The sequence below is a fragment of the Legionella rowbothamii genome (genome assembly GCF_900639985.1).
GTDB lineage: Bacteria > Pseudomonadota > Gammaproteobacteria > Legionellales > Legionellaceae > Legionella > Legionella rowbothamii.
Genome location: NZ_CAAAIM010000001.1, coordinates 1,128,534 through 1,150,323, shown reverse-complemented (window position 1 = coordinate 1,150,323; position 21,790 = coordinate 1,128,534). Strand labels below are relative to the sequence as shown.

Sequence of the window (21,790 nt, the reverse complement as noted above, 5' to 3'; positions counted from 1 at the left end):
CCTGATGTAGTTCCGTATTACGCTTGTTTAATACGGACTAACATCGCGATTGATTCTTTAAATCGACAATTGTTCTAACTTGTGTAGTAATTCTATTGCTGTATTGCGTTTTTCCGGTTTTGGAGCAATGCATGATTTAATGAGTGGTCCAAAAAAACCACATTGAGGGTAGGTTGGCGTCGTTGTTTGTGTAACAGAACCAAAAAACGATTTTTTAGTATGGGGGCGGCGATGTTGCTGTTCTTCCTCCACAAATTCATCAAATCTACCCGCTAAGACTTCATCTTCAGTTCTATGTGGCTTACGACCCGTAGCAAGCTCCCATAAGATAATGCCTATACTAAAAATATCACATTTAGGGCCTGAAGTTCCTTTACCTTTAATTAATGCTTTTGCAGTTTCTGGGGCAGCATAGTTCAGGGTGCCGCCTTCTGCGCCTCGTACCACACCGGAAGCAATGGTCGTGCCTAAAATAGGAATAGTAAGTGCATGAACTTCTTTAGCAATGCCAAAATCACCAATTTTGGCTTTAATATCAGGTGTGTTTTCAAATCGATCAACCAGAATATTTTCTGGCTTTAAATCTTGATGAACAATCACCTCTTTTTCAAATATGCCTTGCGATAGATTATGCAAATGCATCACTCCTGTTACAATTTGAATCGCAATGGATAATTTGGTTTTCCAGGATAAGTTGGGGAGGTTATCTAGTAAGTCACGCAGCGAACCACGCATAAACTCTGTAATGATCCATGTTGTATGATTTACTCGCGCTTCTGCTATTAAACTAATGATTTGTGCATGAGGATTTGCTTTTTTTAATAAGATAAGCTCATGTTTTTGCAGTGCCTCATATTTAGCATCTTTGGGCATTTTAACTGCTACAGGTTTATTTTCGAGTTGATATTGATGTACCGCTCCAAATGCTCCTTCGCCGAGTATTTTATCCGGGCCTTCCATGATCCGTCCATCGGTGAGCTGAATTCTTTGACGAGGAGGTAATTGCTTGGAAAATATAGCATTTGCAATCATGGCCATGATTGCAAGAGAAATTCCTGTAAGTGCTAAGCCTAATAAGATTTTACCTAAAACGATAATACCGCCAACAAAAAATGTAAACACAACTATTCTCTTCAAACAAATAGGGGGGCGATAGTATCATTATTAGGCATTAATGTGTATTTTTTTACTTTTTATGAACTCAATTTAAAGAGGCTTAACGACGCACAATGACTTGAATATTATCCGCATTTTTTATCGCATGAGGTTTACTAACACCTACAATAAGCTGGGTTACCTTAAAATTTTCTTGAATTAACCGAGCCACTTCATTAGCCACTGTTTCAATAAGTTGAAATGCTCTCGACTCCACAAATTGTGTCACTGTTTCACAAAGAGCTGCATAATCAATTGTTTTATTAAGGTCTTCTTGGCATGAGCTTAAGTCGGTATCAATACTAATATCGATAAGTAATTGTTGTATAATATGTTGTTCCCAGGCGTATACGCCAATGCGGGTATTTGCTTTTAAGTTTTTAATCTGTAAGGTATCCAATCTGTTTCCTACATTATTTTGTTTGTAATGATTTTACCTAAAATTTCCTTCTTAATTAAGCCTGATTTGTATTGCTTATGGTAATATAAGCACATTTTTATCCTGGGGTTGCACTATGTATGATCTAAACCAATCTTTATTTCTCCGAGCGTTAAGACGTCAACCCGTTGAAAGAACACCTATATGGATGATGCGTCAAGCGGGTCGTTATTTACCAGAATACCGCAAAACACGAGCCCAGGCAGGTGATTTTTTAAGTCTTTGCAAGAACCCAGAATTAGCGTGTGAAGTAACCTTACAACCATTGCGACGGTATGCGATGGATGCGGCGATTTTATTTTCTGATATTTTAACTATTCCTGATGCTATGGGTTTGGGTTTGTATTTTGCTGAAGGCGAGGGGCCTTGTTTTCAGCATCCCGTGCGAGATCTTGAAGCGATTAAAAAGTTGCAAGTACCTGAAACTACTGAATCGTTGGCTTATGTGATGAATGCAGTGAGTTTAATTCGTAAAGAGATGCCCCTGGAACTTCCTCTCATTGGTTTTGCAGGTAGTCCATGGACTTTAGCCTGTTATATGGTTGAAGGGCAGAGTACTAGAGATTTCAAGCGTATTTTAAAGTTGATTTACACTGAAAGCGAAGCCGCCCATCTTTTATTGCAGAAACTGGCTGTATCTGTAGCGGACTATCTGGGAGAGCAAATCAAGGCAGGTGTGAATGCCGTGATGCTTTTTGACACCTGGGGCGGAATACTCACGCCAGAAAATTACCAGTCGTTTTCATTGGCTTACATGCAGCAAATTATTCAGCAGCTGAAAGCTAATTATCCTGATGTCCCGGTTATCTTATTTACCAAAGGGGGCGGACAATGGTTAGAGCGCATGTTGGTTACAGGCTGTGATGCTTTGGGATTAGACTGGACCTGTGATTTGGCTGAGGCGCGTCGTAGAGTTGGAGATAAAGTGGCTTTGCAGGGTAACTTAGATCCTTCGGTCTTGTTAAGTTCAGAGAAATGTATTCGTGAGCAGGTCCAGAAGGTATTAGCGTCTTATGGGCATGGTACTGGGCATGTATTTAATTTAGGTCATGGTATTACGCCAGATGTGCCACCCGAACATGTGGCGGCGATGGTTGAGGCAGTGCATGAGTTTAGCCCCTTTTATCATCGGTGATGAATTACTTTTAATTTAATGGTTATATTATAAATTGTAGGTTGGCCCGTGGCTCAACCTACAATATCATTAGCCTCGAAATTGTCGACTTAACTGCAAGGCCATTTCAATCGATTGCTCATAGTTTAAGCGAGGATCCACCAAGCTATGATAAGCCGTTTTTAGATCATGCGCTGCTAAACCCCGAGCACCACCAATACACTCAGTGACATTATCTCCGGTTAGTTCAAAATGAACCCCGCCTAGATAACTGCCCATACCACGGTGAATTTCCAGAGCTTGTTGTAATTCTAAAAGAATATTATCAAAATGACGTGTTTTAATGCCATCTGCAGTGCTTTCAGTATTGCCATGCATCGGATCACAAGACCAGGTCACTGGAATGTTGGTTTTTTTCACCGCTTCAATCAGCGGAGGTAATAGACGATCGATTTGTTGTGCGCCCAAACGCGTATACAATAAAAGGCGTCCTTCTTCTCGATTAGGATTTGCAATCTCGAGAACTTCTTGCAACCACTCTGGCGTAGCACTAGGGCCAATTTTTATGCCTAAAGGATTTTGCACACCGCGTAAGAATTCTAAGTGAGCACTGTCTGCTTGAGCTGTTCTCATGCCAATCCAGGGCAGATGCGTGGATAAGTTATACCATAAGCCATCTTCTAATTGCCGAGTCAGGGCTTGTTCATAATGCAGATGAAGCGCTTCATGAGAGGTATAAAAATCAACCTTCGATAAATTGCTGGATTGAATACCATCTATAGTTTCCAGAAAATCTAACGCATCACTAATTGAATTAACCAATGTTTTATATTCTTCTTTTTGTTGAGAATGTTCTACAAAGCTTAAATCCCAACGTTGAGGATGATTCAAATCCGCGAAACCACTATCCAATAAAGCACGAATAAAATTCAGGGTGATGCCTGAGTAACTGTACGCTTGAAGCAATAAATTAGGATTAGGTTCCCTAGCTGCAGGGGTAAACTCTGGTGAGTTGACCAAATCACCACGATAACTGGGTAAAGAAATCCCATCAATAGTTTCAAAATCTGATGAACGAGGTTTCGCATATTGCCCTGCAATGCGACCAACACGAATAATGGGTTTGCGCAGGCCATGCAATAAGATTAAACTCATTTGCAGCATGATTTTCAACTTATTACTAATAATCTCAGGGCGACAATCATTAAATGATTCAGCACAATCACCACCTTGAAGAATAAACGCTTCTCCGCGTCCTGCACGGGCAATTTCTTTTTTTAAGTGTTTTACTTCACTACTGGTAACCAGTGGTGGCAGCAGGCTCAATTGATCCACAGCTTTTTTTAGCTGTGTTTCATCAGCATAGTTTGCAGCTTGCAAATAGGAGCGCTGGAGCCAGGAAGTTGGCGACCATTTTTGCATAATAAATCCAAGTGACTTTTTCGGTGTCTAAGTATGGAATAAATGGACACATACTGCAACAGGGCCTATCTACATTTCTAATATCTTGGCTAGTAAACTGTAAGCACGTCCTTATTGATTTACAGTTCCACTATCCTGGCTTCAATGCTCCGATTTTCTCCATGCTCAATGAGCTCGCATTACCGCGGTATCTATTAGTTTTTGGGAGACCTAAAGTAGATAGCTCTAAACGAAGTAACTTATTTAAAAACCAACCCTTGAAATTTATAGCGCTTGTCCCCATGTGCATAGTTCAGGTTAGTCAGGAGTTATTTGGATGAGCAAACACGATAAAAAAGATTGGAATAAATTTAAAGAAGAACACCAAGCTCACGAGGAGCAACCTACTGAAGAACAAAGTGATGTTAACGAGCCGGTTCATCATGAGGAAGGTTTGGAGCATGCGAATTATAACGAATTAAGTGAGCAATTAACCCTTGCTGAGCAAAAAGCCCATGAAAACTGGGAAAAGTCCGTGCGTGCTATGGCTGAGTTGGATAATGTTCGCCGTCGTGCTGAACGTGAAATTGCTAATGCGCATCGATATGGGGCTGAAAAACTAATCAGCGCTTTATTACCGATTATTGATAGCTTAGAACAAGCCCTTCAATTGGCTGTTAAAGCGGACGATGTAGCAATGCGTGAAGGTCTTGAGTTGACGATGAAGTTATTTGTTGATGTATTACAGAAATTCGATGTACAGCAACTTGATCCAATGGGGATGCCTTTTGATCCTCAAGAACATGAAGCAATGACTATGCAGGATGCCCCCGATGTTGCACCGAATACAGTTATTGCCGTATTCCAGAAAGGTTACAAGCTTAATGATCGCGTAATTAGACCTGCCCGCGTCATTGTATCAAAAAAATAATTCAGGAACTGGGTTGAAATCAGAGGGATATACCCCATATGAATTTCATCACATAGTGAAAAATATTAATTTGGAGTAAGAAGAGAATGGCAAAGATTATTGGAATAGACTTAGGTACTACTAACTCATGTGTCGCGGTAATGGAAGGTGATAAACCTCGTGTTATTGATAACAGTGAAGGTCATCGTACAACCCCTTCAATTGTTGCCTACACTGATGACGGTGAAATCTTAGTTGGTCAATCTGCAAAACGCCAATCAGTAACAAACCCTGAAAAAACCTTATTCGCGATTAAGCGTTTAATTGGTCGTCGTTTTGAGGATGGCGTAGTACAAAAAGACATTAAGATGGTTCCATACAAAATCATCAAAGCAGACAATGGCGATGCTTGGGTTAAAGTACAAGGCCAAGATAAAGCGCCACCACAAATTTCTGCTGAAGTTTTACGTAAAATGAAAAAGACTGCAGAAGATTATTTAGGTGAAGAAGTGAACGAAGCGGTTATTACTGTACCTGCTTATTTCAACGACTCACAACGTCAAGCGACTAAAGATGCGGGCCGTATTGCCGGTCTTGAAGTAAAACGTATTATTAACGAGCCTACAGCAGCTGCTCTTGCTTACGGTATGGACAAAAAACGTGGTGATTCCATCATTGCTGTATATGATCTTGGTGGTGGTACCTTTGATATTTCCATCATTGAAATTGCTGAGGTTGATGGTGAACACCAATTCGAAGTATTAGCTACGAATGGAGATACTTTCCTTGGTGGTGAGGACTTCGACTTAGCACTAATTGATTATTTAGCTGCAGAATTCAAAAAAGATTCAGGCATTGACTTACATAATGATCCATTAGCATTACAACGTTTGAAAGAAGCTGCTGAAAAGGCAAAAATTGAATTGTCTTCAGCACAACAAACAGATGTTAATTTGCCTTACATTACTGCAGATGCGAGTGGGCCAAAACACTTAAACATTAAATTAACTCGTGCGAAGTTAGAATCCTTGGTTGAGAAATTGGTTGAGCGTACTATTGAACCATGTAAAACAGCATTGAAAGATGCGGGCTTAACTGTATCACAAATCAATGAAGTTATTTTGGTTGGTGGTCAGACGCGTATGCCTTTAGTACAAAAAACTGTGGAAGAGTTCTTCGGTAAAGAACCACGTAAAGACGTGAATCCTGATGAAGCAGTAGCTGTGGGTGCGGCAATTCAAGCAGCAGTATTGTCTGGTGAAGTGAAGGATATTCTTTTGCTAGACGTAACTCCATTGTCTTTAGGTATTGAAACAATGGGCGGTATTATGACCAAGCTTATCGAGAAAAACACGACAATTCCTACTAAAGCAAACCAAGTGTTCTCGACGGCGGATGACAACCAAACTGCAGTAACTGTACACGTATTGCAAGGGGAGCGTGAGCAAGCATCTGCGAACAAATCTTTAGGCCGATTTGATTTGGGAGATATCCCTCCTGCACCACGTGGCGTGCCACAAATTGAAGTGACTTTTGATATTGACGCGAATGGTATACTTAACGTTTCTGCTAAAGATAAAGCAACCGGCAAAGCGCAATCTATTGTCATTAAAGCCTCAAGTGGTTTGAGTGATGAAGAAGTTGAAGCGATGGTTAAAGATGCGCAATCCCATGCTGAAGAAGATAAGAAGTTTAAAGAGGTGGCAGAGCTTCGTAACCAGGCTGATAGCTTGATCCACAGCTGTGAGAAATCAATGAAAGATTTAGCTGAGGAACTTTCTGAAGATGAGAAAAAAGGCATTGAAACTGCAGTTGCTGAATTAAAGGAAGCGGTTCAAGGTACTGATAAAGCAGAAATTGAAGCGAAAGTAAAAACTTTAACGGATGCTTCTGCGAAAATGGCAGAGCGCATTTACGCTAAAAAATCAGCAGAAGGCCAAGCTCAACAAGGTGGCGCACCGGAAGAACATGCCCATGAATCTGCAAAAGCGGATGATGGTGTTGTGGATGCTGAATTCGAAGAAGTTAAGGACGATAAGAAGTAATCGTTTTATTCAAAGGGTTTAGTAAAACTTGATTGGGCCGAAAGGCCCAGCAATAATCCCTATTCATGGCTATAATGCAATGAATAGGGATTATTGCTGGTGCTATCGGCTTTTGTTAGTCGTAAAGTTTAAGGAGTGGCCTCTCTTCTATTGTCGCGGGTTGACTGCGGGAATTCGGTGAAGCGCTGTCCTTATCGGCAGAGGCGTACAAGCCCAAACTGCGTTTTACAAGACGGTATCAAAACTAATTTTATCTATATATGTGAGTAGTAGTTATGGAACAGCGGGATTATTATGAGCTTTTAGAAGTAAGTCGAACGGCGAGTGATGCAGAAATTAAAAAAGCATATCGAAAGCTGGCGATGAAGTACCATCCAGATCGCAATCCCGGTGATTCCTCCGCAGAAGAAAAGTTCAAAGAAATTCAAAATGCATATAGCATTCTTTCCGATCAACAAAAACGAGCGGCCTATGATCAATTTGGTCATGCTGGAGTTGATCCATCGCGTGGAGGCGGCGGCTTCGGCGGTGGTGGTTTTGGTGGTTTTGGTGATGTCTTCGAAGATATTTTTGAAAACATTTTTTCTGGCGGCCGTGGCGCAGGGCGTCAATCGCGTGGCCAACATGGCGCGGACTTACAATTTAATATCACCTTAACACTGGAAGAAGCGGCCACAGGCAAAGATGTTGAGATCACTGTGCCCAGACAAGGTTCATGTAACACCTGTAGTGGTTCTGGAGCCAAGCCAGGGACTCAGCCAAAGACTTGTGAAACCTGTAACGGTATGGGGCAAGTTCGCATTCAGCAAGGCTTTTTTTCAATTCAACAAACCTGCCCAAGTTGCCATGGAGAGGGTAGAGTAGTTACCGATCCATGTACAAGCTGTCATGGCCAAGGTCGTATTCGTGAAAGTAAGAAATTAACAGTTAAAATTCCTGCAGGGGTTGATAACGGTGATCGGGTACGATTGACTGGTGAGGGTGAGGCCGGAATATATGGTGGCGGACCTGGCGACCTGTACGTGCAAATTAATATTAAAAAACACGCAATTTTCGAACGCCAAGATAATGATTTGCATTGTGAGGTTCCTATTAGCTTTATCACTGCTGCATTAGGCGGTTCCATTGAGGTTCCTACGCTTGAAGGCCGAGTTACATTAAAGATTCCTGAGGAAACTCAAACAGGCAAAGTGTTTCGTTTAAGAAGTAAGGGCATGAAGTCGGTACGAGGACATGGTCAGGGCGATTTATTATGTAAAGTCGTTGTTGAAACTCCGGTTAATCTTTCTCGTGAGCAGAAGGACTTATTAACGCAATTACAAGAATCTTTAGAAAATGCTAAGGCAAATCATTCACCGCGTACTAGCTCATGGTTTGCAGGAGTGAAAAAGTTTTTTGAAGACATGAAATTTTAAGTTAATTAAGTTACAATGGCGCATTATTTTTATGTGTAATTTATGCACATTTTTGTGCTTATCAGCATAGTTTGATTTAGGATTTAAACTATGCTGATTGAATTGCACACAACCTAGAGTGTGTCCATGATGAATCAACCAGCAATTTTAGTGTTAGCCGATGGAACGGTGTACGAAGGTATTTCGATAGGCGCTAGTGGTGACTGTGTTGGTGAGTTGGTTTTTAATACCTCTTTAACTGGCTATCAGGAAATGCTTAGCGATCCCTCCTACGCCCGCCAGATTATTACCCTGACTTCCGCTCATGTAGGCAATACCGGTTGTACTTATGAGGACATGGAGTCTAATACTGTTTGGGCAGCTGGTTTAGTGATGAGGAATTACTCCCTCACCCACAGTAATTATCGCGCAGAGCAATCACTTGGTGAATGGCTTAAGAAGCATGGGGTGGTTGCTATTGCTGAGATTGATACGCGCGATTTAACCTTAAGACTACGTGAACACGGTGCAATAGGTGCTTGTATTAGTACTGATGTAAGTAATCCTGAACAGGTTCTTGCTAAGGCAAAATCATTTGCAGGGTTGCAAGGTATGGATTTGGCCCTGGAAGTTTCCCGAAAAACTACAGAGCGTTGGCATGAGGGGCAAGGAGAATGGGGACAGGGCTCTCGCCCACAACAGTTTCACGTAGTCGCTTATGATTTTGGTGTAAAGCACAATATTTTACGCATTTTATATGATAAAGGATGTCATCTTACGGTCGTTCCAGCGCAAACCTCGGCTGAAGAAGTATTGGCAATGGAACCAGATGGGATATTTTTATCGAATGGCCCTGGGGACCCTCAAGCTTGTGACTATGCAATTAAAGCAACTCAAGAATTTTTAAAACAAGGTGTGCCTGTATTTGGCATTTGCCTTGGCTTCCAAATTTTAGCTTTAGCATGTGGTGGTGTGACCAAAAAAATGAAATTTGGTCATCATGGAGCGAATCATCCAGTTATTGAAACTGAGGGTAGCCAGCGGGTATTTATTACCAGTCAAAATCATGGATTCACGGTGGATGAAAACAGCCTGCCAGAATGTTTGGCAGTGACTCATCGCTCTTTGTTTGATGGAACCTTGCAAGGTATTCGTCATAAAGAAAAACCAGCACTCGGTTTTCAAGGGCATCCTGAAGCAAGCCCAGGACCACATGATATAGAAGTAATCTTTAATGAGTTTATTAAATTAATGGGGTAACCCCTTAAAGAGGATTTACAATGAATGAAAGCTTTGTCTTCACTTCCGAATCGGTTTCTGAAGGACATCCAGATAAGATAGCAGACCAGATTTCTGATGCGATCTTAGATGCTATTCTTGAACAAGACCCTAAGGCCCGTGTAGCTTGTGAGGTTTTTGTTAAAACAGGAATGGTTCTAGTTGGTGGGGAAATTACCACTAAAGCTTGGGTTGATGTTGAGGCTGTAACGCGAAATGTAGTTAAGGATATTGGATATAATAGCTCCCAAATGGGTTTTGACTGGGAGTCTTGTGCGGTGCTGTCGGCAATCGGTAAACAATCACCGGATATCGCTCAAGGTGTGGATAATACCACAACCAAACTTCAGGGAGCAGGCGACCAAGGGATAATGTTTGGCTATGCTAGCCGTGAAACTGATGTCTATATGCCCGCACCAATTGCTTATGCCCATCGTTTGATGGAAAAACAGGCGCAATTACGTAAGTCAGGTGATTTATCTTGGTTACGCCCGGATGCAAAAAGTCAGGTGACCTTACGCTATGAACATGGTATGCCGGTTGAGGTGGATACGGTAGTATTTTCAACTCAACACTCCGAAGAAGTTAGCCATCAAGATTTGGTAGAAGCGGTGCGTGAAGATATTATTAAAACGACATTACCTGCAGAATGGTTAACCGATAAGACTCGTTATTTTATTAATCCCACTGGCCGTTTTGTTATTGGTGGCCCATTAGGGGATTGCGGTTTAACGGGACGTAAAATCATTGTTGATACTTATGGTGGCACCGCCAGACATGGGGGAGGTTGTTTCTCAGGTAAAGATCCCTCAAAAGTTGATCGCTCTGCTGCTTATGCTGCGCGCTATGTAGCCAAAAATATTGTGGCTGCAGGCTTGGCGGATAAGTGTGAAATCCAGGTTTCTTATGCTATTGGGGTTGCAGAACCTACCTCTATTTTTGTGGAAACTTTTGGGACCGGTCGTTTAGCCAATAAGGAAATTATTGAATTAATTCATGCTCATTTTGATTTAACACCTCAAGGTATTATTGAACACCATGATTTATTACGCCCAATTTATAGAGAAACTGCAACGTATGGACATTATGGCCGCGAGCAATTTCCTTGGGAACGTTTAGATAAGGTCGCTCAATTACAGAAAGCACTGTAAGGAGATAGCTATGGAATTAGCAAATAAGGGAACTATGAATCAAGATTATAAAGTAGCAGATATTTCTTTAGCGTCGTGGGGACGTAAAGAAATTGCGATTGCAGAAACGGAAATGCCGGGTTTGATGGCCTTACGTGAAGAGTTTGGTGGAGCAAAGCCTTTAAACGGCGCTCGTATTGCTGGGTGCTTACATATGACCATTCAAACTGCGGTTTTAATTGAAACGTTGGTAGCCTTGGGCGCGGAAGTTCGCTGGTCTTCATGTAATATTTTTTCTACTCAAGATCATGCAGCCGCTGCCATTGCTGCGGAAGGAATTCCTGTTTTTGCGTGGAAAGGTGAGACTGAGGAAGAGTATTGGTGGTGTGTGGAACAAACTTTAAGAGGCCCTGATAATTGGACTCCTAATTTACTTTTAGATGATGGCGGTGATTTAACGCAGATCATCCATGAAAAACATCCAGAGCTTTTGGACGGAATCAAAGGGGTTTCTGAAGAAACGACTACAGGGGTTGCTCGCCTATATGAAATGGCGAAAAAAGGTGATTTAAAAATGCCTGCGATCAATGTGAACGATGCGGTTACTAAATCTAAATTTGATAATCTTTATGGTTGCCGTGAATCGTTATTGGATGGATTAAAGCGTGCAACCGATGTGATGATTGCAGGTAAAATTGCTTTGATTTTAGGCTACGGTGATGTAGGCAAAGGCTGTGCACAGGCTCTACGTGGGCAAGGGGCGACCGTCTTTATCGCTGAAATTGATCCTATTTGTGCATTACAAGCGGCAATGGAAGGGTATCGAGTTGTCACTTTAGATGATGTGGCTGAGCAAGTAGACATCGTAGTGACTGCAACGGGTAATTACCATGTAGTGACACATGAGCATATGAAACGTATGCGAAACCAAGCTATTTTATGCAACATTGGTCATTTTGACTCAGAAATTGATGTCCACAGTTTAAAACAGTATCCATGGGAAAATATTAAACCTCAAGTCGATCATGTTATTTTCCCTGATGGTAAACGTATTATTCTACTGGCTGAAGGACGTTTAGTTAATTTAGGTTGCGCAACCGGACATCCAAGTTTTGTCATGTCTGCATCCTTTACGAATCAGGTTCTAGCGCAAATTGAATTGTTCCAACATCCGGCGAACTATGAAAGACAGGTATATGTTTTGCCTAAAATTTTAGATGAAAAAGTAGCACGTTTACATTTGGGACGTATTGGTGCGAAATTAACGCAATTAACTCAAGTGCAAGCGGAGTATTTGGGTCTTGACGCTGAAGGACCATACAAGCCTGAACACTATCGGTATTAAAATCCAGAAAATACAACTGTTTGCGTGCCTGCCGATGCTGGGCTTTACAGCCCAGCCTATACCTCTTCAATTAGAATAGTTCTTCCAGGTTGTAAAATAAAACATTGAGACTAAACTTAAATCAGGGCAATTAAATAGTGAGTTAACGCCTATGTCTCTAAAAAAGGATCATTTTTTAAATGAGAAAATCAATCTCACGAAATCCAATTTAGTACAGGAAGAATTGGACGATTTGCAAAGTCTTAAAGCTTTAGCTGAGCTAAGTCGTGCCAAAGAACATTGCCAAGAATATATAGATGAGCTGGTTGTGCTGAATTTTTCTTACAATAACCAATCTGTTAATAAATGGGTTCAAGAGATTTATGAACAAATTAATGCAGCACGCAGCGAAACGGAGCTTGATGAAATTCAGGTAAGTATGGAGGCTATTTTAAATAAAATCGTTAGTAACAATGTGGTTGATCAAGCAAAAAAAGTGTGCGAAACCTTTTTGCATGGCATTGAGAAATGCGCTAAAAATGATACAAACATGAATGAATTTATCATCGAAAAGCGCCAGGTTATTGCGCAAACCCAAAATGAAGCGGAAATAACGACGATAACCAAAGATTTGTATCAAGTATTAGAACGAATGCAAATAAGCACAATGTCTAACAATCAGCGTTTTAAAACGGAATTTCACAATATTAAATCATCACAAGACGAACTAAAGAATGAGTCAGATGGTTATTCTTTTGAACCTTAACACAGACCTTAAGAGCCCTTATTTAAGTTTTTTTTATCCAAATAACGTGCACGAATTACGGCGATATCCATAAAGACTGAGTGAGAAGCAATGTAAATTTGGATACCGTGGTCAAGCACGGTAATTTAGCCTGCTAGATGCCACAGAATCCTTATCTTAACCCAGTAATACCTAAATAAGTGCCATTCAGAACAGCCTCTATTCTTGTTTTGTTATTTACCTTATACTGAGTTGCGCTTTATCCATTTTATAAGGAGATTGGGGTATGCACACTAAAGCAGGGATTATCGGTTTAGGGCTTTTATTCATAGCTCACGGGGCTTTCGCTCTTCCTAATCAAGATGACATTCATATTATTATTAAGTACAAACAACAAATAAAAAATACGACTTCATTAAAGTCACAAATTACTCAATTTGCACAGTTGCCTGTTAAAGAATTTAAGCCAATGGCTAACGGAGCGTACTCATTAATACTGGATGCTCCAGTGAGTCTTTCTCAAGAAAAAACCGATCCTACAGTCCTTGTTCTCGAGCGTCTTCGTAAAAATCCTGAGGTACTCTATGCGGTAAAAGATCGCATAGGCTATTTTACACCAGTTCCCGATCCCAAAACGTATAACTTAGTTGATTTACTAACCCATGAAAGCCAATGGGATGAGTTTGAGCGTCCTGCAGGTGTAATGTTGGAGTCCAAGCCTGGCTCCCGAGATGGTGCATGGGCTTATACAACTGGATTAGCGAAAAAACCAATAGTGGTCGCTGTACTAGATACCGGGATTACCTTACATGACAGTTTAATTAATAATTTGGTTAAAGACAGTGAGGGCAGAGTTTGGGGATGGAATTTTGCTGCAAACAATAATAATTTATATGATGAAACAAAATCATTTCATGGAACTCATGTGGCTGGAACAATTGCAGGGTATGGAAATATAATGAGTGGTATGGGTGAGGATCTAAAGATTTTACCGCTAAAAATTCCTGCCGCCTCGGGCATGTTTTATGAAAGTGCGGTAGTGAATGCAATTTATTGGTCTGTTGGCGGTGAGGTTCCTGGAATTCCCACTAATATTCATCCTGCTAAAGTACTTAATATGAGCTTTGGAGTAGATAGAGGCCCTAAGGATGAAATTGATTTTTGTGACCAAGCACTGCAAGAAGCAGTTTTTTTTGCGCGAAATCAAGGGGCTGTGCTTATTGCTGCGGCAGGAAATGACAATCGTTGGGAGCATTATAACGCACCTGCAGTCTGTAATGGAGTAGTTAAAGTTGCTTCCACAGGTCCAGAAGGATTACGCTCTTATTTCTCAAATTATGGCCCTGGAATTACTCTAGCAGCACCAGGTGGTGATAAGCGTTATGGCTTATGGGGTGGTATCTTATCTACCGTAAATCCAGGCGGTGGCTACAATGGCTCAGGGTTTGATTATTATCAAGGTACCAGCATGGCGACACCACATGTGGCTGGGGTTACGGGATTAATTTTCTCTGCCAGCGATAAAGTTTTAAGTCCTGAGCAAATAGAGCAAATTCTATTTACCACTACTCATGGTTTTGGTGTAAGTGCAGACCCTAATAAATCTTGTATAGGTAAAAAACCTTGCGGGCATGGAATTTTAGATGCTGAAAATGCAGTAAAGGCAGCAATTGCTTCTTATGATGTGCTCTTTACTTCACCCAAAATAAAACAGTTAGCAACTCAAGTTTGTGGTACCAATGGTCTATCTGCGGGTGCAAAACGTATTCAGGCAGGGGATACGTTTTGGGTACAGGTTCAGTCTGGATGTGAACCACTAATAAATTACCAAAAACCACAGCTTGTACAACATAAAGATGGCAGTATAATTGCGTCATATGGTTCAGTTAGTTACCGACTAGATCAAGCTGATTACAAATCTTGCCAAATCATTGGTTATGATGGAATAGGCTGTTATTTGTAAAAAGTGGCGTTTTAACATAAGAAGAGTGCTTTCACGCTGTTCGGGATGACGCGCTCTTGTGCCTTTTTACAAAAAGAGTTTTACGAATCCTTCTTTACCCCTCTTTCTGCTTCTAGGAGAGGGGATTTTCCTTGTAATTAATGGGGAATGTCTTAAAATTCACTCTATGTTAAAAACACTTTTTATGTAGAGAGTTTCATGTCTGATTTTTATCAGAAGTTCAACACACGACGCACTTTTGCGATCATTTCTCACCCTGATGCCGGTAAAACCACCGTGACTGAAAAGTTATTGTTATTCGGGGGTGCTATTCAGATGGCTGGAACGGTTAAAGGCCGTAAGGCAGATCGGCACGCTACCTCAGACTGGATGGAAATGGAAAAGGAGCGTGGAATTTCAATTACTACTTCCGTGATGCAATTTGTGCATAACCAGCATGTGATGAACTTGTTGGATACTCCAGGACACGAAGATTTCTCGGAGGATACCTATCGTACTCTAACCGCGGTGGATTCAGCACTGATGGTGATTGACGTGGCTAAAGGGGTTGAGGATAGAACTGTTAAATTAATGGAAGTATGCCGTTTACGCGATACACCCATTATGACGTTCATTAATAAACTGGACCGTGAGGGGCGTGAGCCTATCGATTTGCTGGATGAAGTGGAATCCGTTTTAGGCATTAAATGTGCTCCAGTAACCTGGCCAGTTGGGATGGGTAAGCGTTTTAAGGGTATTTATCATCGCTATCAAGATATTGTTTATTTGTATGAACCTGGTAAAAACGCCCAAAAACAAGATGCTCTCCAGATCAAAGGCTTGAATAACCCTCAATTGGATGAACTACTCGGAGATAGTGCCCAAGAGTTGCGTGATGAAATTGAACTCGTTAAAGGAGCATCGCATGAGTTTGATTTAGACGAGTATTTGGCAGGTAAAATGACCCCAGTCTATTTCGGTTCAGCAATCAACAATTTTGGCATTAAAGAGCTCTTGGATGATTATGTTAGTTATGCTCCAGGTCCTCAGCCACGAGCTACCCAGGAACGAATAGTTTCTGCTGATGAAGAACCTTTTTCTGGCTTTGTATTTAAAATCCAAGCGAATATGGATCCGAAACATCGGGACCGAATTGCTTTTTTAAGAGTATGTTCAGGAACTTACAAAAAGGGGATGAAGTTATCTCACTTACGGATTGGCAAGGAAGTGCAGATTTCCAATGCCTTAACCTTTATGGCAGGTGATCGCTCCCATACCGAAATGGCTCTAGCTGGCGATATTATTGGCCTACACAATCACGGTACGATTCGCATTGGTGATACCTTTACTCAAGGAGAACAATTAAAGTTTACTGGCATCCCGAATTTTGCTCCTGAATTATTTCGTTTAGTCCGTTTACGCGATCCGTTGAAGAGTAAGGCTTTATTAAAAGGATTAATTGAATTGTCCGAAGAGGGGGCAACTCAAGTATTTAGGCCTTTAAACAGTAACCAATTGATTTTAGGGGCTGTAGGGGTGCTGCAATTTGATGTAGTCGCACATCGTTTAAAGCATGAGTATAAAGTAGATTGCGTTTATGAAGCTGCTAATATTTCTTGTGCGCGTTGGGTTTATGCTGAAGACGATAAGGCTATGACTGAGTTTCGCACTAAGGCATATGATTATTTAGCGTTAGATGGCGGTGATGCGCTGATGTATCTCGCACCAACGCGCGTTAATTTAACTATGGCTGAAGAGCGCTACCCGAAAATTAAATTCCAGGCCACTAGGGAACATTAATTTTTCAATGTAATACGGGGATTTGTTGTTGCAACACCCTGTATTACAACTTCGTCTAATACGAGCTATGTGACCGTACCTCATTCCTGTTTTTTACCTTTCCGTACGTCCCAACTAAGACTACAATTATTATGCGTACCTTAATAATTAATGGCTGCTGGGGGAAAAATGCCAATTTTTAGCGAAATTCAAAATGAGAATGAATTAATTGAGGGAATTAATTATTATTTCTACTCCAAACCTATGTCGGTGGTTAACTTCAAACGTTTGCAAATTCCGCTTCCCCAGCCTTTAAGAGAATTACTCTCAGATGATAAGCGATATTTATTTCGTATTCGTTCCTCACATGGTTTGCTGCATGTACTTGCTGCAGCCGAGCTGATTAGCGAGATTGATGAGATTTATATTCAATATGTTGAAGGGTATACGGCAGCTTTAGATGAGATTGCGCAAATATTTCGTATTGGCCAGGATTATTTGCTGGATTTAATTCGTATCGCGGTTTTATTACATGATTCAGGGCGAGAAGGAGATGGCATTGATTTATGGGATGCTAAAAGCGCTGATAATTGCCGCAATTATATCATTCAAATGAATATTCGCGCTGATTTAGCGACGCTCATTGCGGATACCATTCGTCATAAAGATGACCCTAAAGAATTCCAGCGCAAATACCAACATATTCATCCTAAAATCGATTTTTTAAGGCACTTGGTGAATATGGCGGATACGCTTGAAGTCATTCGTACACGCGATATTTTTAAGCCTGAATATATGCCCATTGCCAATTTGGTTAATGAAAAAATAATGGTACAACAAATTATTCCCCGACTTGTAGTGCCACATCGACAATTGATTATTGAGCAAGGGCGCTTAGCTAAGAATGGTGAAATCGAGTTTGATGGCAATACATATCAATTTGATGATTCCGCATACTCAGCTCAATCTGGTACTGATTCACAGTTAATGTTCGCTGCTTACTTGGAAAAAGTACAGCGTTTTAATTTATCCGTGCTTGAAATTAATCAAAGAAATTTACCCAGCGTACTCCAACGGGCGATTCGAGGTATGGAAACTTATCTTGAAGACCATAAAAATCCCGGAGTCCAGTTTTTCCATAATGGTTGCTTTAGCCCACGCTATCATAGTCCGGTAGAGCTCAGCCGAGCGCGTTTTTATCGATCTATTTTAAAGAGTATTGAACAGCCTAATACCGAGAAAATTAAGGCCTTATGTGCTTTGTTTACTAGTAAGGAGGGTTGCACTCTTAAAGAGGCAGTATTACGTAGTTTTAATCAGGGAAATGAAGAGACCATACGTTCTGAATTATATGGGTTGATACAGCCTGATCGGAATGAACAGGATGTAATCAATGGGGTGAATCAGGATATTGATCGGTATATTTGTAGGGCTAATGGTATTCGGTAGAGGGGTTGGGCCTATGGCCCAACATTGAGTTTTGAGGTGGCTCGATGGCTTGCTGAACCCAACCTACAAATTTTGATGGCTGATGATCCAAGCCCATTCTCTAAGCTGTAGTACAACTCGCTTTAACAGTAAGCTCCCCTAAGTTGATAATTTTTACACGGGCGCCTGAATCAGCACTTAATTTTAAAGTTTCGCCATTAAATACAGGGACGTGCATGGACTCTCCTGCAGTCAATGGAAAGTCATTAATTTTACCTTTTTTGGCTAAGGCTTGGAAACTCAGAGTTACGTTTGGGTTTTCAGTAGTAATCACGCAATTAGCGGTTATAGTCCAAAACATGTAGTTTGCTAGTATTAGCGGCTGGTTAGGTAGAAACTCATAGTCAACAGTAGTCGCTACTTGCGGCTTTATTTCATTATATTCTAAAGAATAAGCATGAGTATTTAAAGAGGCAGCCATACATAATAAACCGAAGCCTATTGTTTTTAGCATAAATAACTCCAAAGTAAAAAATAACTGGCTAAGATACAGTTTTTTTGTTTATTTGGCAAACTTGGCGGCTATTTATAAGAGAGCCAGTGTACAATTGAATCAATCTGTAAGGCACGTTATCTTGAAGCGTTTGCAACGAAGGACTCCCTGAATCTGGCACAGTATGAATTCAGGTCTACTCAGGAGGTCCTTCGCGCGATAACGTACTATAATTCTTCTAGTGCTTTTGAAATGGATTCGGTCATCATTTTGGCATCACCGAAAAGCATATAGGTATTATCATGGTAGAACAATTCATTTTCTACGCCAGCATAACCAGGCGACATACTGCGTTTTACGAATAATACCGTTTTCGCTTTTTCCACTTCTAAAACTGGCATACCATAGATGGGTGAGCTGGGATCTGTTTTTGCTGCAGGGTTGGTTATATCATTAGCGCCAATGACAAAGGCTACATCACAGGTTGCAAAATCACGGTTGATTTCACTTTGTTCGAACACACGATCGTAAGGAATATTGGCTTCAGCAAGCAATACGTTCATATGACCAGGCATGCGGCCTGCTACAGGATGAATCGCAAAGCGTACCCGTATTGAGCGCTTTTCTAAGGCATCAACTAACTCTTTTACTGCGTGTTGCGCATGAGCTACTGCCATACCATAGCCCGGTACAATAATCACATCTTTAGCATTGCTGAGCAAGAACGCAGCATCTTCACCATTCGCTTGCCGAACGTTGCGTGATTCAGCTCCAGCAATAGCTTGGGAGGAACTCCCAGAGGATTGAATACCCCCGAAAATCACATTAAATATAGAGCGGTTCATACCCACACACATAATGTAACTTAGGATTGCCCCGCTTGCCCCAACCAAGGCTCCAGTAATTACTAAGAGGTTATTATTTAATGTAAAACCAATACCTGCGGCTGCCCATCCGGAATAGGAGTTCAGCATGGAAATTACCACGGGCATGTCTGCGCCACCAATGGGGATAATGAGCAGTACCCCGATTAAAAAGGATAAGCCGGCCATGATGCAAAAGAAGGTCAATGTTTGGTTTATAAAAAATACAACTAAGGCCGCTAAAATCGTTAGAGCAATAAGCAGATTTACACCGTTTTGGCCTGGAAATTTTACAGGCACACCGGACATGATGCCTTGTAATTTTAAAAATGCGATTACTGAGCCTGAAAAGGTAATCGCTCCAATAATTAATCCTAAACTCATTTCGACAAGGCTTGCTTTGGCAATATCGCCAGCCGCACCAATATGAAACGACTCAGGAGCAAGGAAGGCACAGAAGGCTACAAGGACTGCGGCCATACCTACTAATGAGTGGAAGGCTGCAACCAATTGTGGAATTGCGGTCATATTAATTTTTAAGGCAATAAAAGTACCGATAATACCCCCGGCAATGATTAAACAAATTAATATTAGATGATGATGTGTGGTTGGCATCATTAATGTAGAACCTACTGCCAAAATCATCCCTGTGATTCCCAGTAGATTTCCTTTTCGTGCACTAACTGGGCTGGCTAGGCCTTTAAGCGCTAGGATAAAGCATATAGCCGCCAATAAGTAAAATAGGGGAACCAGGTTTGTCATAAGAATCCATCCTTTATTTTTATTTTTATAAAAGGTCGCCTGTAGTACCTACGTACCTCGAGACATAGGTAGACTGGGCGACATACGGCTTATTTTTTATACATACTTAGCATGCGCTGTGTAACCACAAAGCCGCCAAAAATATTTATTGATGTGATAAATATAGCAAAACCACCTATCCAGGTTATTTGCCCTATAAATTGACTCCCTGCGGCGATGAGGGCGCCTAAAATGATAATACTGGAAATCGCATTAGTAACTGACATTAATGGAGTATGTAACGCAGGGGTAACTTTCCATACCACGTAATATCCTACAAAGCATGCCAGAACGAAAATGGTGAGTACGGTCACATAACTCTCATGCATTTTGTGTCTCCTTAGTTGCCTGGAACGGTAAATATTGACCTTGATGACAGAGAATGGCTTGCTGAATGATCTCATCTTCTGGATTAAATTGTATCTCTGTGGATTTATCAGCTAATAATTTTATGAGATGAACCAAGTTATTCGCATAGAGCTCACTGGCTGTTGCAGGTACAAGGCCTGCCATATTACTAATACCAACAATGGTAACGTTTCCGTGTTTAATTGTTTCATCAACCACGCTAAGCTCACAATTGCCGCCTCGTGAAGTAGCTAGATCCACAATGATTGAGCCGGGCTTCATTCCTTCAACTGTGTTTTTATGCACGAGAATAGGAGCTTTTCTGCCGGGAATTAGGGCCGTAGAAATCACAATATCAGCCATTTTGGCATATTGATCGATCAGCTCTGCTTGCAGCTTTTTATATTCGTCGCTGGTTTCTGACGCATAGCCACCTTGGGTTTCGCTGTCTTGGTCTTGGCTGACTTCTACAAATTCTGCACCAAGGCTTTCAACCTGCTCTTTAGCCGCACGTCGTACATCAAAGGCATAAACTACGGCCCCTAAGCGTTTGGCTGTAGCAATAGCTTGTAATCCTGCCACTCCTGCACCAAGAATGAGTACCTTAGCTGGTTGAATCATTCCTGCTGCAGTCATCATCATTGGAATTGCGCGCTGAAATTGGTTGGTAGCCTCCAAAACCGCCCGATATCCGGCGAGATTAGCCTGCGAAGATAAGCTATCTATGCTTTGAGCGCGGCTAATGCGTGGAATTAAGTTCATTGATAATAAGCTAATTTGCTTTTGCAAACACCAGGTGATGAGCTCCGCCTGTGGCTCGTTATCAATATGCCCAACGATAAGAGCTCCAGCGGATAAGCCTGTTAAATTTGGGGGGCTAGGTTCATTAATACAAAGGAGAATGTTCGTTTTTTCGAGGATTGATTTTCGGTCTTTGCTGACTTGTACACCGACTTGTTCATAGTCTTTATCAGCAAAGCCAGAAGATTGGCCTGCATTTGATTCAATGATTACTTCAAATCCTGATTTGAGATAGTGCTTTGCAGAATTAGGAGTAATCGCTACTCGTGTTTCGTGACCTTTTTCCAATAGGGCTGCGATAATCATGGCAAATCCTTTACCTAAATTAAGTTTTTATCTTATTGTAATTTAATCTGTTTTGCTAGAGATAGTAATACCTAGTGTCCCAAATAAAGAAAGG

Annotated in this window: 18 protein-coding genes; 11 read left to right on the top strand and 7 right to left on the bottom strand. The window is 41.2% G+C overall.

What is annotated here, in order from left to right; translation table 11 throughout:
- Positions 1 to 57: 57 nt before the first annotated feature.
- On the bottom strand, positions 58 to 1,122 hold the full coding sequence (locus tag E1P08_RS04835; RefSeq protein WP_133135856.1) for a protein kinase domain-containing protein: 1,065 nt from the start codon (positions 1,120 to 1,122) through the stop codon (positions 58 to 60).
- Between the two features lie 94 nt (positions 1,123 to 1,216).
- Positions 1,217 to 1,555, bottom strand: coding sequence for a dihydroneopterin aldolase (folB, locus tag E1P08_RS04830; protein ID WP_133135855.1), 339 nt, complete (start codon positions 1,553 to 1,555; stop codon positions 1,217 to 1,219).
- Positions 1,556 to 1,670: 115 nt separating this feature from the next.
- On the opposite strand from folB, the gene hemE reads away from it, so the two are divergent.
- Positions 1,671 to 2,729, top strand: a complete 1,059-nt coding sequence (gene hemE / locus E1P08_RS04825) for a uroporphyrinogen decarboxylase (RefSeq protein WP_133135854.1) — start codon at positions 1,671 to 1,673, stop codon at positions 2,727 to 2,729.
- A gap of 69 nt (positions 2,730 to 2,798) precedes the next feature.
- On the opposite strand, the gene E1P08_RS04820 is transcribed toward hemE, so the two are convergent.
- Positions 2,799 to 4,130, bottom strand: coding sequence for a 3-deoxy-7-phosphoheptulonate synthase class II (locus tag E1P08_RS04820; RefSeq protein ID WP_133135853.1), 1,332 nt, complete (start codon positions 4,128 to 4,130; stop codon positions 2,799 to 2,801).
- A 316-nt stretch (positions 4,131 to 4,446) separates the two neighbouring features.
- Between E1P08_RS04820 and grpE the strand changes: the two genes are divergently transcribed.
- The 10 genes from grpE to E1P08_RS04770 all read left to right on the top strand — a co-directional run bounded on the left by grpE (position 4,447) and on the right by E1P08_RS04770 (position 18,105).
- Positions 4,447 to 5,040, top strand: coding sequence for a nucleotide exchange factor GrpE (grpE, locus tag E1P08_RS04815; protein WP_133135852.1), 594 nt, complete (start codon positions 4,447 to 4,449; stop codon positions 5,038 to 5,040).
- Positions 5,041 to 5,126: 86 nt separating this feature from the next.
- Positions 5,127 to 7,064, top strand: coding sequence for a molecular chaperone DnaK (gene dnaK, locus E1P08_RS04810; protein WP_133135851.1), 1,938 nt, complete (start codon positions 5,127 to 5,129; stop codon positions 7,062 to 7,064).
- Positions 7,065 to 7,339: 275 nt separating this feature from the next.
- Positions 7,340 to 8,479, top strand: coding sequence for a molecular chaperone DnaJ (dnaJ, locus tag E1P08_RS04805; protein WP_133135850.1), 1,140 nt, complete (start codon positions 7,340 to 7,342; stop codon positions 8,477 to 8,479).
- 126 nt (positions 8,480 to 8,605) lie between these two features.
- The gene (gene carA / locus E1P08_RS04800) at positions 8,606 to 9,718 is read left to right on the top strand and encodes a glutamine-hydrolyzing carbamoyl-phosphate synthase small subunit (RefSeq protein ID WP_133135849.1); all 1,113 of its coding nucleotides are present in this window, start codon (positions 8,606 to 8,608) and stop codon (positions 9,716 to 9,718) included.
- Between the two features lie 20 nt (positions 9,719 to 9,738).
- Entirely contained in the window at positions 9,739 to 10,887 is a 1,149-nt protein-coding gene (metK, locus tag E1P08_RS04795) for a methionine adenosyltransferase (RefSeq protein ID WP_133135848.1), read from the top strand.
- 10 nt (positions 10,888 to 10,897) lie between these two features.
- Complete coding sequence (gene ahcY / locus E1P08_RS04790) at positions 10,898 to 12,211, top strand: adenosylhomocysteinase (RefSeq protein WP_133135847.1); 1,314 nt, start codon at positions 10,898 to 10,900, stop codon at positions 12,209 to 12,211.
- A gap of 151 nt (positions 12,212 to 12,362) precedes the next feature.
- A complete protein-coding gene (locus E1P08_RS04785; RefSeq protein ID WP_133135846.1) occupies positions 12,363 to 12,956 on the top strand; it encodes a hypothetical protein in 594 nt (197 codons plus the stop codon).
- A gap of 265 nt (positions 12,957 to 13,221) precedes the next feature.
- Positions 13,222 to 14,898, top strand: a complete 1,677-nt coding sequence (locus E1P08_RS04780) for a S8 family serine peptidase (protein ID WP_133135845.1) — start codon at positions 13,222 to 13,224, stop codon at positions 14,896 to 14,898.
- A gap of 198 nt (positions 14,899 to 15,096) precedes the next feature.
- Complete coding sequence (locus E1P08_RS04775; protein ID WP_133135844.1) at positions 15,097 to 16,677, top strand: peptide chain release factor 3; 1,581 nt, start codon at positions 15,097 to 15,099, stop codon at positions 16,675 to 16,677.
- 168 nt (positions 16,678 to 16,845) lie between these two features.
- Positions 16,846 to 18,105 carry a hypothetical protein gene (locus E1P08_RS04770; protein ID WP_133135843.1) on the top strand — a complete coding sequence of 420 codons (1,260 nt, stop codon included), beginning with the start codon at positions 16,846 to 16,848 and terminating at the stop codon, positions 18,103 to 18,105.
- Between the two features lie 100 nt (positions 18,106 to 18,205).
- On the opposite strand, the gene E1P08_RS04765 is transcribed toward E1P08_RS04770, so the two are convergent.
- From E1P08_RS04765 to E1P08_RS04750, 4 genes are all read right to left on the bottom strand, one after another.
- On the bottom strand, positions 18,206 to 18,598 hold the full coding sequence (locus tag E1P08_RS04765; protein WP_133135842.1) for a hypothetical protein: 393 nt from the start codon (positions 18,596 to 18,598) through the stop codon (positions 18,206 to 18,208).
- Positions 18,599 to 18,804: 206 nt separating this feature from the next.
- A complete protein-coding gene (locus E1P08_RS04760) occupies positions 18,805 to 20,202 on the bottom strand; it encodes an NAD(P)(+) transhydrogenase (Re/Si-specific) subunit beta (RefSeq protein ID WP_133135841.1) in 1,398 nt (465 codons plus the stop codon).
- Between the two features lie 89 nt (positions 20,203 to 20,291).
- Positions 20,292 to 20,570: a proton-translocating transhydrogenase family protein gene (locus E1P08_RS04755; RefSeq protein WP_133135840.1), complete on the bottom strand. Its 279-nt coding sequence runs from the start codon at positions 20,568 to 20,570 to the stop codon at positions 20,292 to 20,294.
- Positions 20,563 to 21,696 (bottom strand): Re/Si-specific NAD(P)(+) transhydrogenase subunit alpha, encoded by a 1,134-nt coding sequence (locus E1P08_RS04750; RefSeq protein WP_133135839.1) that lies wholly within the window; start codon positions 21,694 to 21,696, stop codon positions 20,563 to 20,565. Before E1P08_RS04750 ends, E1P08_RS04755 begins: the two co-directional genes overlap by 8 nt.
- Positions 21,697 to 21,790 lie beyond the last annotated feature (94 nt).